Origin of the sequence: Paenibacillus alkaliterrae, assembly GCF_021532375.1 — a bacterium.
In the GTDB taxonomy this organism is placed as follows: domain Bacteria; phylum Bacillota; class Bacilli; order Paenibacillales; family Paenibacillaceae; genus Pristimantibacillus; species Pristimantibacillus alkaliterrae.
This window is the reverse complement of the sequence record NZ_JAKGAP010000005.1, coordinates 1-12,682: the sequence shown is the minus strand read 5'-3', so window position 1 is coordinate 12,682 and position 12,682 is coordinate 1. Positions and strand designations below refer to the sequence as shown.

The following is a 12,682-nucleotide window of genomic DNA, read 5'->3' as shown; positions in this document are numbered from 1 at the left end:
GTTGAATAAGGGGAAAGTTTATTTGGTCGGTGCGGGGCCAGGCGACCCGAAGCTTATAACCGTTCGCGGACTCGAATGTTTGAAGCAATGCGACGTTGTGGTATATGATCGGTTGGCAAGCCCTAGGCTGATTCGGCATCTGAAGCCCGGGACGGAAAAAATTTATGTAGGTAAGCTGCCTGACCGCCATACGATGAAGCAGGAAGAAATCAATCAGCTTCTCGTCGATTTGGCGCTGCAAGGTAAAACCGTTACCCGGCTGAAGGGCGGAGACCCTACTATTTTTGGGCGCGTAGGCGAAGAAGCCGAGCAGCTCTACGACAACGGAATCGAGTTCGAGATCGTGCCAGGCATTACGTCGGCGATCGCCGTTCCCGCTTATGCGGGTATTCCGGTAACGCATCGCGACTTAGCTTCCTCGCTATCCATCATTACCGGGCATGAAAGTCCGGACAAGCTTGATCGCTCGATTCATTGGGACAAGGTAACGAACGCAACGGGGACGCTTATTTTTTTAATGGGCGTGGCCAAAATCGGATATATAGCCGAGCAGCTTATCAGGCACGGCAAAGAGCCTCAAACGCCCGTCGCGCTTATCCGTTGGGGGACGAGGGTAGAACAGCGAACAATAGTCGGAACGCTGGAAACGATCGAGGGCATTGTAAAGGAAGCGAATTTCCAGCCCCCTGCCGTCATCGTCGTCGGCGAGGTCGTTTTGCAGCGCGAGAAGCTGCAATGGTACGAGCGCAAGCCGCTGTTCGGCATGCGGGTGCTCGTTACCCGCGCCAGAGCGCAGGCTAGCGAGCTTGCCGATCAGATTGAATTGCTCGGCGGAGAGCCTTGCGAGTTTCCCGTCATCGAAACTAGGGAGCCTATGGAACCAGCTTCGATCGAAGCGCTCCAAGAGGCGCTCCAGCAGGCTGAGCATTATCAATGGCTGATGTTTACGAGCGTAAATGGCGTTGATTATTTTTTTCATTGGCTGCGTAAGCTGAAGATTGATATAAGAAGCTTTCACGGCGCTAGAATTGCGGCCGTCGGTCCGAAGACAGCGGCGGCGCTCGTTCAGCGCGGTCTTTCGGTAGATGAGCTGCCGGTGAAGTTCCATGCGGAAGGCTTGCTTGAGCAGCTTAATTCGGAGCTGAAGCCAGGTGAACGAGTGCTGCTGCCGAGAGGCGATCTAGCCCGCGAGGTTCTGCCACGCGAGCTGGAGGCGAAGGGACTTATCCCCGTCGAGATCGATGTATACGAGACGATACTCGCGGAGGGTCAGGACGAGTTGGCGCTGGAATGGCTTCGCGAGAATGGCATTCATATGATTACCTTTACGAGCTCATCTACTGTAACGAATCTGTTGGAAGTGATGAAGCGGAGAGGGATCCCGAATCCGGTAGAGCTGCTTTCGCAGATCCCGATTGCAAGCATTGGGCCAATTACGTCAAAGACCGTTAGGGACGCAGGCTTAGAGGTAACGATTGAGGCGGAGGATTCAACCTTGGATGGGCTGCTGCAGGCAATCGTTGATTACCATTTCAAAAATAAGCAAACTACGAGAGGAGGATGACCCCGCTATGAGCTTTCCGACAGTTAGAAACCGCAGATTGCGCAGAACGTCTGCGCTAAGAAGCCTTGTTAGAGAAACGGTGCTGAGCGCAAATGACTTTATATATCCCATTTTCGTCACCTGCGGGGAGAATATAAAAGAAGAAATTCCTTCGATGCCTGGCGTTTACCATTTTTCCATGGACAGGCTGGAGGAGGAAATTAGAGATGTTGCAGCGACCGGCATACAATCCGTTTTATTGTTCGGTATTCCGGAGTACAAGGACGCGATAGGCACCTCCGCATACGATGCGAACGGAATCGTCCAGCAGGCAATCAGAGCGGTGAAAGAATGGGCTCCCGAGCTTGTCGTTATTGCCGACACCTGCTTATGCCAATTTACGGATCATGGGCATTGCGGCATCGTTCATGTCAGCGAAGAGACAGGTTCAGCCGAAGTCGATAACGATTCGTCCCTGGATCTGCTCGTACAGACCGCCGTATCGCAAGCTGCAGCAGGAGCAGATATAATTGCACCTTCGAATATGATGGACGGCTTCGTACTCGCCATTCGGGAAGGCTTGGATGATGCGGGTTATAGCGATATCCCGATTTTATCCTACTCGGTTAAATTCGCGTCTGCTTATTACGGTCCTTTCCGCGATGCCGCTCATTCGGCTCCTCAATTCGGTGACCGCAAAACATACCAAATGGATCCGGCTAACGTACGGGAAGCGCTGCGCGAAGCGGAATCGGATATCGCGGAGGGCGCTGATATGCTAATGGTTAAGCCGGCGCTTGCTTACATGGATATCATTAGACTGCTCAAGGATAAGTATAATTTGCCTGTAGCCGCGTATAACGTTAGTGCTGAATATTCGATGGTTAAGGCGGCAGCAGCGAACGGATGGGTCGATGAACGTTCGATCGTTCTTGAAACCTTAACGGGAATGAAGCGTGCAGGCGCTGATCTTATTATCACGTACCACGCGAAGGACGCAGCTCGGTGGCTGAGAGGAGAGGGATAAGCATATGAGTGATCGGCCGAATATAAGAAATGACGAACGCTCGGCAGCGGCATTCGCGAGAGCGAAGCAGGTTATTCCAGGCGGAGTGAACAGCCCGGTGCGCGCATTCAAATCGGTAGGCTTGAATCCCGTGTACATGGAGCGGGGAGAAGGCAGCCGTATTTATGACATCGACGGCAACAGCTATATCGATTATGTCGCCTCATGGGGACCGTTAATTTTGGGACATGCTCATCCGGAAGTCATTGAGGCCATTAAGCGGACGGCCGAGAAGGGAACGAGCTTCGGCGCGCCAACCGAACTTGAAACGATGATGGCGGAGCTCGTTTGCAAACGCGTTCCTGCGGTCGACGTGGTAAGGATGGTCAATTCCGGCACGGAAGCGACAATGAGCGCGTTAAGGCTTGCCAGGGGCTATACGAAGCGGAATAAAATTTTGAAATTCGAAGGTTCTTATCATGGACATGCCGACAGCCTGTTGATAAAAGCGGGTTCCGGCGTAGCAACGCTCGGACTGCCGGACAGCCCGGGCGTCCCGGAACATGTGGCCGCGAATACGATCACGGTTCCATACAATGATCTGGAATCCGTGAAGCTTGCATTCGAGAAGTTCGGCGAAGAGATCGCCTGCGTCATAGTCGAGCCGGTAGCCGGCAATATGGGCGTTGTGCCGCCGCTTCCCGGATTTCTGCAAGGGCTGCGCGACGTTACGGCCCAATACGGCAGCATCCTCATATTCGATGAGGTCATGACGGGCTTCCGTGTCAGCTATAGCTGCGCGCAGGGGCTGTACGGGATCGTACCTGATCTCACCTGCTTCGGCAAAGTCATTGGCGGAGGCTTGCCGGTCGGCGCTTACGGCGGCAAACGCGAGCTCATGGAGATGATCGCGCCTAGCGGACCTATCTATCAGGCAGGCACGCTGTCTGGGAACCCGCTCGCAATGGCGGCGGGTTATACGACCTTGAAGCTGCTGACGCAGGACGTTTACGAGCAGCTTGAGCGTCAAGCGGTCAGACTGCAGCTTGGCTTCGAAGCGAATGCGCGCAAGCATGGCATTCCAAGCACGATCAATCGCGTCGGTTCCATGGTATGTCCGTTTTTCACGGACACGTTCGTAATAAATTATGATACGGCTAAAACCTCGGATCTCGAGCGGTTTAAAGCTTATTTTGCGGCCATGCTCGATTTGGGGGTCAGCATTGCTCCTTCGCAATTCGAAGGCATGTTCGTTTCCGCGGCTCATACGAATGAAGATATCGATGCGACAATAGCGGCGCATGATCAAGCGTTTGGCCGTTTGTAGGATGGTTCTGCGATGACAAAATGGCAGATGAAGCGAAATGGACAGTGGCTGGAGCTGGATTGGACAAGTTTGGGCGATAGTTTCATTTCGGCGGCAGATCCTGCTTATAAGGAATTGGCTCCGGCAGCTTTGCCGGAGCTTGCACAGCCGCGGGCTGGCAGTCATCCGCATGATGTGCGGCAATGGCTGCTGGCCCGTTCCTTATTTCCGCAAAAGTGGATCAATCGGCTCTTTTCGATAGGCGGCATGAAGTGGAGCGGGGAAACATTGCAGCTATTAGCTTTCCCGGCGCTGGATCCGCATAGCGATCCCTTGTACCGCAAGGCGTTGAAGCCTGCTAATATGGAGGCGCCCGTCGTACTGTTCGAAGATGATTTTTGTGTCGTTTTCCATAAACCCGCGGGCATGGCGGTACATGAATCGAAACCAGGACAAACCGGTACATTGGACGAAGAGGCTGCCAGACACATGCTGAAGCAAGGTGATCCGTTAACGATTCGTCATATACATAGGTTGGACGATGATACTTCAGGACCGGTTCTGTATGCCAAAAATGATTTGGCACAGTGGAAGCTGGATGAGGCTATGAGGTGCAAGGAAATTGACAGGCACTATATTGCCGTTGTCCATGGGCTGTTGTTGAAGCCGGCAGCAACGATTAACCTTCCGATCGGGAAGGACAGGCATCACCGCGCGAGGCGGCGCGTCTCGGAAAACGGCGAGCAGGCGGTTACCCACTATGAAGTATTGGAAGCAGGCTCTGAGAAAACAATTGTCAGCGTAAAGCTGGAAACCGGAAGAACGCATCAAATAAGAGTCCATATGAGTCATATCGGCCATCCGCTCGTAGGAGACGGTTTATACGGGGGGGATACTCGCATATTGCCGCATCAAGCGCTGCATGGCGAACGGTTGTTTTTCACGCACCCATGGACCCAAACTGTTATCGAGGTTTTCGCCCCTTGGCCGCCCTGGCTTAAGGAGCTCGCACAAACCGTCAATTCCCGTTCAAATTGATAGTCATGCTCCTGCCCATCCAACCATATAGATAAGTAGTGAATGTAATGTTAGCCCAAGCATTCAGTATGAGAAGGGAGGACTTAGACGTGTCGGATCAAACGAACGGATTACGCTTTGATGTGTATGAACGCGTCCATTTGCCTGACGATGTTGCGGCAATCGATGAGCTGGAGGAAATTGAACTTGTTCCCCGCATCCAAGTCATCGATCAAGGTGAACATGCGGTGTTGAAGGGCCAGCTGCTCTTAACGGGAGTGTACAGAGGGCAAAATGAGACGGATGCTCCGCTTACGCTTGAGCATTGGATTCCCGTTGAAATCACGCTTCCGATGAACCGAATTTCACGCCTGGATGATATTTCGATTGAAATTGATAATTTTGACGTCGATTTATTATCGGCCCGCACACTTAACATTACAGGCGTGCTTTCCTTGAGAGGCATTACCGCCCAGCCTGCTGAGGAGCAGGAGGAGGCTTGGCGCGAAGAGCCGTTTACCGTTGTTCATCAACGGGATGCTTATGAGGAGAGCCCTGAAGAGCCGTTCATCAGACAACCCGCTTATAATGAGCATCCGTACATAGCGGAGGAGAATTACCTGGCTGCCGAAGATGAGCGCCCTTATCAGCAGCCGGAATTGTCGGATGAAGCAGAAGCTTCTGTTACGATCTCTTCGACTTCGACGGATACCGGATGGTCATCCTCGCAGCTGTTCGCCTCAAACGCGCAGCAGCAAGAGCAGGAAGCTATCACCCTGGAAGCTGCTCGTGAGATTACGTTAGCATCACAGCAAACAAGCGATGATGGTTGGTTATCCACATCCTCTACTTTTACTGAAGGGGTTCAGTTTAATTCTGAAGCCGAACAAGAGCGTGAGCTCATAGAGGCTCAGCAGTCCGAGGTGCGGGAAAGGTCTCCGATTTTTACAAGCGAATCACAACAATCCCAGCTTCAAGAGTCCGAGCTTACTCCGGGAATCGATCAAGAGCCGGATAAGCAGGAGCTGCGGATTGCCTTTGCCGGCAAGCAGCCGGAGGAAGGCAGCAGTACGGCACCAGGCGTCGGCATACTAACGCTTCTTCAGACGAGCAGGCGCGAGCAAGCAGCGCGACAGGCAGCTGAGGAGGTTGAGGCGCAGGAGCTTGCAGCAGAGGAAGCTCGAGTTCAAGCGTCCGGAGATGAGATCGAATGGAAAAATCTCTTCCTGGGTAAGCGCTCCGAGGACAGAGAATTCAGGAAAATCCGGATGTGCATCGTGCAGAGAGACGAAACGCTTGACGTCATCGCATCTCGCTATAGTCTTAATCCGCGAGAGATCTTAATTTATAACCGTTTGGATGAATCGGCCGTATCAGAAGGCCAGCTCTTATACATTCCTTAACGGAGAACATTCGATAAATGCTCCAAATGCTCATTAATATGAGTATTTGGGGCATTTGTTATAGATGTCAGGTTGACTCAGCCGAGCAACAAAGGTATGATTAAACATATATGCGATAGAATGACGTTGAAGGGGAATAGTACGCAGCGAAGCCTTCAGAGAGTGGAACCGTTACGCTGAGAGGTTCTGCAGGAAATGACTGCTACGGGTCGCCCCGGAGTTGCCTGAACCAAGCAGGAGCAACACATGCTCCCATTAAGTCAGGCCGGCCGCAGCCGTTATCTGTTATGAGTGTCGCGCGGGTGCGGTTCGCGTGAAACAAAGGTGGTACCACGGAAGCTAAACCTTTCGTCCTTTATGATAAGGGCGGAAGGTTTTTTTGTTATTTCAGAACGATTTGTGGAGGATGGAACGAATGTCAGAAAATCAAGCGACTACCGGGATGCCTACGACCTATGATCCGAAGGCAGCCGAGCAGAAATGGTATGAGTACTGGAAGGAAGGGCAATTTTTCGAAGCAGGCAAGCGTCCGGATGCACAGCCTTATACGATTGTTATCCCGCCGCCGAACGTAACAGGTATGCTGCATATCGGGCATGCGCTCGATTTTACACTGCAGGATATTTTGATCCGGACGAAGCGGATGCAGGGCTACGATGCGCTCTGGCTGCCAGGAACAGACCACGCCGGAATTGCGACTCAAACGAAAGTGGAGCAGTTGCTGCGCGAGCAAGGGATTTCTCGTCATGACCTCGGGCGGGAAGCGTTTCTCGAGAAGGTATGGGAGTGGAAGGATCAGTATGCGAATACGATTCGTGAGCAATGGGCGAAGATGGGGCTTTCCCTCGATTATTCGAGAGAGAGATTCACGCTCGATGAAGGGCTTTCCAAGGCTGTTCGAGAGGTATTCGTTCGTTTGTATGAGAAGGGCCTTATTTATCGCGGAAAAAAAATTATTAACTGGGATCCGGCCGCACGCACAGCGCTTTCCGATATTGAAGTGGAGTACAAGGAGCTTAACGGCCATCTATATCACTTGCAATATCCGCTAAAGGATGGATCCGGCTTCATTACCGTTGCGACCACCCGCCCGGAGACGATGCTTGGCGATACGGCCGTAGCCGTTCATCCGGAAGACGAGCGCTACAAGCATTTAATCGGACAATTGATCTTACTTCCGGTCATCGGCCGCGAAATTCCGATTATTGCGGACGAATATGTTGAGAAGGAATTCGGATCCGGCGCTGTGAAAATAACGCCGGCGCATGATCCGAACGACTTCGAGGTAGGCCAGCGCCATAACCTGCCGCAAGTCATCGTTATGGATGAGACCGGAACGATGAACGCAGAGGCAGGCCCTTATCAAGGGCTGGATCGCGCGGATTGCCGCAAGCAGCTGGTAAAGGATTTGCAGGAGCAGGGCGTGTGCATTCGAATTGAGGATCACGTCCATCAAGTTGGACACAGTGAGCGCAGCGGCGCCGTTGTTGAGCCATACTTGTCAACGCAATGGTTCGTTGCGATGAAGCCGCTCGCTGAAGCTGCGATTGCAGCTCAGAAAGCCGGAAAAGGTGTTAATTTTGTGCCGGAGCGCTTCGAGAAAATTTATTTGCATTGGATCGAAAACGTTCGCGACTGGTGCATATCAAGGCAGCTGTGGTGGGGTCACCGTATTCCGGCTTGGTATGATGAAGCGACCGGAGAGATGCATGTATCCCGTGAGGACATGGCTGGTGACCATCTCCGTCAAGACAATGACGTGCTCGATACATGGTTTAGCTCCGCACTCTGGCCGTTCTCGACGCTCGGCTGGCCGGATCAAACGGATGACCTGAAGCGCTTCTATCCAACGGATGTACTTGTAACGGGTTATGACATCATTTATTTCTGGGTTGCCCGGATGATCTTTACAGCGCTTGAGTTTACGGAGCAATCGCCGTTCAAGGATGTTTTGATACACGGTCTCGTTCGTGACTCTGAAGGTCAAAAAATGTCCAAATCGCTCGGCAACGGCGTTGATCCGCTCGAGGTTATCGAGAAATACGGCGCCGATGCTATGCGCTATATGATTTCGACTAGCAGCACGCCGGGTCAAGACCTGCGTTTCCGCTGGGAGAAGGTTGAGCAGTCGCGTAACTTTGCCAACAAAATTTGGAATGCTTCACGTTTCGCGCTCATGAATCTGGAAGGCGTTGAAGCGTCAGACATTGATATTACCGTTAAGCTCGGTACAGCGGAACGCTGGATCTTGCATCGCTTGAATGAAACAGTGCGCGACATAACGCGCTTGATCGACAGCTACGAGTTCGGCGAAACCGGACGGTTATTGTATAACTTTATCTGGGATGACCTTTGCGACTGGTACATCGAATTCGCGAAGCTGAGCCTTTACGGTACGGATGAGGCTGCGAAGAAAGCGACGCAATCGGTGCTGGCTTATGTGCTTGACCGTACGCAACGTTTGATTCACCCGTTCATGCCTTATATAAGCGAAGAGATCTGGCAGCATTTGCCGCATATCGGAGAGACGATTACGCTCGCCGAATGGCCGGTATTCGACGCAGCATTGGAAGCGCCTGATGCCGTTAAAGAGATGGAGCTGCTCATGGAATTGATCCGCGCCGTACGCAATATTCGTGCGGAAGTGAACGTGCCGATGAGCAAGAAGATTGAATTGCTTATCAAGCCTTCAAGCGAGGCTGAGGAAGCTATTCTATCGCGTAACGAAGAGTTCATCAAGCGTTTCTGCGGTACTTCTATGCTGGAGACGGGCTTGCATATAAGTGCGCCTGACAAAGCGATGACAGCCATCGTGAAAGGCGCCGAGCTGTACCTGCCGCTTGCCGGCCTTATCGATATCGCACAGGAAATTGTGCGTCTCGAGAAGGAACACCAGCATTTGAATACAGAAGTTGAGCGCATAGAGAAGAAGCTCAGCAACGAAGGATTCGTAGCAAAGGCACCGGTCAAGGTTATCGAAGAGGAACACAGCAAAATGAACGATTATGCAGACAAACGCGAAAAGGTGCTTGCTAGAATTGCGGAATTGCGCGGTTAGGCTGCTCATACGGAAGAAGGTTCGATTGGAATGACGGAGTTTACTATAGAGCAACGGCCATCCGTGCCGCTGCATTCTTACCAAGAAGCTGTGGAATGGATTAACGGGCTGATCCCGTTCGGCATTCGTCCGGGGCTTGAGCGAATGGAGCAGCTCATGGAGCAGCTTGAAAATCCGCACCGCAGGCTGAAATTTATTCATGTCGCAGGTACGAACGGCAAGGGCTCGACCTGCGCCTATTTAACAAGCGTTTTGCTTCGCGGCGGCTATGACGTCGGGACATATACTTCGCCGTATATTACGAAATTCACGAATCGTTTTCAATACAACGGGGTTGATATTGAAGAAGAGACGCTGCTTAAGCTTGCCAATGAGCTGAAGCCTCTTGTCGAGGCGATGGCGGAAACGAAGCTGGGCTCACTTACCATGTTTGAGGTGTCGACTGCGCTCGCTATCCTTTTCTATGCAAGGGTAACTTATCCCGATTATGTCGTATGGGAGACAGGGCTTGGCGGAAGGCTCGACGTAACGAATATCGTTCAGCCTGTCATTTCCGTCATTACAAATATCGGGCATGATCATATGGATCGGCTAGGGGATTCAATTGCCGCCGTTGCAAGTGAGAAGGCTGGAATCATTAAAGCGGGCATTCCGGTCGTGAGCGCGGTTACGCAGCCTGAAGCGATTGAAGTAATTAAGAAAACGGCGCAAGAAAAGCGCAGTACACTTTATTTGCTCGGAGAACAGTTTCATGAAACGGAGCTGTCGGTACGGGAGGATGAGCAGAGCTTTCGCTTCGAAAATTTGTTCCGTACGATTGAGCCGCTGACGATTACGCTTAACGGTGCGCATCAACGGACGAATGCGGCGGTTGCCGTCATGACGCTTGAAGTGCTGCGTCAGTACAATGCGCTCGTTGTAGAGGACGAAGCGCTGGCAGAAGGCTTGTGTGCGGCATCTTGGCCGGGACGTCTGGAGATGGTATCGGAGGCGCCGCGCATATTGCTGGATGGCGCGCATAATCCGGAAGGTGCGGAGATGTTGGCGGCAGCTTTAAAAAACACCTATAAATATGATCGTTTGCATCTTATGATGGGTATGCTGGAGAATAAGAATCATCAGGATGTGCTTAAGCATATACTGCCAATAGTGGATACGCTAATTGTGACCGAGCCTGATTTTCGGATGAAAAAAGAAGCATTCGCTTTGGCGGATTTGGTAAGGGGAATGCGGCAGCAGCAGCTGGGGGAGCATTCTTTCGAACTAATCGTAGAGCAAGATTGGCAAGCAGCGTTACAAAAACTAAAGCAGTTAACCGGGAAAACAGACCTTGGGGTCGTGACAGGCACGCTTTATTTGATTGCTGACGTTCGCTCCCGCATATTGTACAACTCGGATTCTGAAAAAGGTTGGTGAACCGTCTTTGAATACAGCAGAACACGTTCATTTCATCGGAATCGGCGGTTACGGTATGAGTGCCATTGCCCGCGTCATGCTGGAAATGGGCTATAAAGTGACCGGGTCCGATGTCGCGCGACAAGAATTAACGGAAAAGCTTGCAGCCAATGGAGCAAGCATCTATATTGGCCATCAGCCTGAACATGTGAATGGAGCCGATCTGGTCGTTTACTCTACGGCGCTTTCCAAGGACAATGTTGAACGGAAGGCCGCGGAGGAGTTAAATATTCCGGTACTGCACCGTTCCCAAATGCTGGCTCGATTAATGAATGCGGGCAAAGGAGTCGCAGTTGCCGGCGCACATGGCAAAACAACGACATCTTCGATGATCGCGCTTGTTATGGAGTCTTGCAATGCGGACCCCACCTATATTATCGGGGGAGAAATCGTTAATGTAGGTACAAACGCAAAAGCCGGAAAAGGCGAATATGTCGTGGCGGAAGCGGATGAAAGCGATGGTTCTTTCCTTCAATACCATCCTGCGCTTGCAATCGTAACGAATATCGAACCGGATCATCTTGAAAACTATGACGGCGATTTCGGCAAGCTGAAGGCGGCATACGTTCAATTTTTGCAGCAGGTAAAATCGGACGGTAAAGCTATCGTATGCGCAGATGACGAGACGGTTAACGAACTGATTCCGCAGGTGTACAAGGGAAGCTTTGATTCATCTCAGCTGATCACATACGGGATTGACGGCGATGCGAACTACAAAGCAGAGAACATCAAGCTTGGCGATCGCAAATTATCCTTCACAATGACGTTTAACGGTTCGCCGCTTGGGAAAATAGATCTTTCCGTTCCTGGCCGCCATAACGTGTATAACGCTATGGCCACTGTGATTACCTGTCTGGAGGCAGGATTGTCCTTTGATCAGATCGCGGAAGCGATTCAATCGTTCAGGGGGGCTAAGCGCCGCTTCCAAGTGTTAGGGGAAATCAATGATATATTAGTCATCGATGACTATGCGCATCATCCTACGGAGATTCGTGCAACGATCAGCGCAGCCAAAGCGACGGGCAAACGCATTGTGGCTGTGTTCCAGCCTCAGCGCTATACGCGGACATTTTTCTTATTTGATCAATTCAGCCGCGCGTTTCCGGAAGCAGACGAGGTAATCATCACCGATATTTACTCGCCGGCGGGCGAGCAGCAAATTGAAGGCGTTGACTCCCGAAAGTTGGTGGAGCTCATTAAGACGAATAGCAATGCGAACACCGAGTATATTCCGACGAAGGATGAAGTACTCGCTTATTTAACGAAACGGGTCGCGCCGGGCGATCTTGTCATAACAATGGGGGCAGGCGACATTTGGAAGGTAGCCGATGCGCTCGCCAAATCATTGAAAGCAAGTCATTAAGAGCAAATAGCCCGAAGGATCCTTGGTGGAATCCTCGGGCTTTTTGTATGTTTTGGAGATTAACTTCGACCAGAACGCCCCAACCGGCGTTTTATGTTGGATTTATCCAGTAACTTCGCCCCCATACTCGCCATCTGGCGTTCTATGTTGGATTTATCCAGTAACTATGCTCCCATACTCGCCATCTGGCGTTCTATGTTGGAATTATCCAATAACTTCGCCCCCATCCGCTCCAACCGGCGTTCTATGTTGGAATTATCCAATAACTATGCCCCCATACTCGCCATCTGGCGTTCTATGTTGGATATATCCAATAACCTCGTCCCCATCCGCTCCAACCGGCGTTCTATGTTGGAATTATCCAATAACTTCGTCCCCATACGCCCCAACCGGCGTGTTACGTTGGATTACTCCAGTAACTTTTCCCTCGGACGCTCCATGATTACTCGAGCGCACCACCTTCAAGCGTGTCCCACAGGGACGAAAGCGAGCATAACGCTTAAAGCATCTCACAACCGTCACTGCTTTTCC

8 protein-coding genes and 1 other annotated feature are annotated in these 12,682 nt (G+C 51.6%); all 8 genes read left to right on the top strand.

Features of this window, described 5'->3' with window-relative positions; translation table 11 throughout:
- Nucleotide 1: 1 nt before the first annotated feature.
- The 8 genes from cobA to murC all read left to right on the top strand — a co-directional run bounded on the left by cobA (nucleotide 2) and on the right by murC (nucleotide 12,151).
- Nucleotides 2-1,564 (top strand): uroporphyrinogen-III C-methyltransferase, encoded by a 1,563-nt coding sequence (gene cobA, locus L1N85_RS02585; protein WP_235234620.1) that lies wholly within the window; start codon nucleotides 2-4, stop codon nucleotides 1,562-1,564.
- Nucleotides 1,565-1,571: 7 nt separating this feature from the next.
- Complete coding sequence (gene hemB, locus L1N85_RS02580; RefSeq protein WP_235234619.1) at nucleotides 1,572-2,570, top strand: porphobilinogen synthase; 999 nt, start codon at nucleotides 1,572-1,574, stop codon at nucleotides 2,568-2,570.
- A gap of 4 nt (nucleotides 2,571-2,574) precedes the next feature.
- The gene (gene hemL / locus L1N85_RS02575; protein WP_235234618.1) at nucleotides 2,575-3,876 is read left to right on the top strand and encodes a glutamate-1-semialdehyde 2,1-aminomutase; all 1,302 of its coding nucleotides are present in this window, start codon (nucleotides 2,575-2,577) and stop codon (nucleotides 3,874-3,876) included.
- A gap of 12 nt (nucleotides 3,877-3,888) precedes the next feature.
- Complete coding sequence (locus L1N85_RS02570) at nucleotides 3,889-4,893, top strand: RluA family pseudouridine synthase (protein WP_235234617.1); 1,005 nt, start codon at nucleotides 3,889-3,891, stop codon at nucleotides 4,891-4,893.
- Between the two features lie 89 nt (nucleotides 4,894-4,982).
- Nucleotides 4,983-6,275 carry a LysM peptidoglycan-binding domain-containing protein gene (locus L1N85_RS27490; protein WP_235234616.1) on the top strand — a complete coding sequence of 431 codons (1,293 nt, stop codon included), beginning with the start codon at nucleotides 4,983-4,985 and terminating at the stop codon, nucleotides 6,273-6,275.
- A gap of 117 nt (nucleotides 6,276-6,392) precedes the next feature.
- Nucleotides 6,393-6,634, top strand: a binding site (T-box leader).
- Between the two features lie 56 nt (nucleotides 6,635-6,690).
- Nucleotides 6,691-9,333 carry a valine--tRNA ligase gene (locus L1N85_RS02560; RefSeq protein WP_235234615.1) on the top strand — a complete coding sequence of 881 codons (2,643 nt, stop codon included), beginning with the start codon at nucleotides 6,691-6,693 and terminating at the stop codon, nucleotides 9,331-9,333.
- A gap of 30 nt (nucleotides 9,334-9,363) precedes the next feature.
- Nucleotides 9,364-10,749, top strand: a complete 1,386-nt coding sequence (locus L1N85_RS02555) for a bifunctional folylpolyglutamate synthase/dihydrofolate synthase (protein WP_235234614.1) — start codon at nucleotides 9,364-9,366, stop codon at nucleotides 10,747-10,749.
- Nucleotides 10,750-10,756: 7 nt separating this feature from the next.
- Complete coding sequence (murC, locus tag L1N85_RS02550; protein ID WP_235234613.1) at nucleotides 10,757-12,151, top strand: UDP-N-acetylmuramate--L-alanine ligase; 1,395 nt, start codon at nucleotides 10,757-10,759, stop codon at nucleotides 12,149-12,151.
- Nucleotides 12,152-12,682 lie beyond the last annotated feature (531 nt).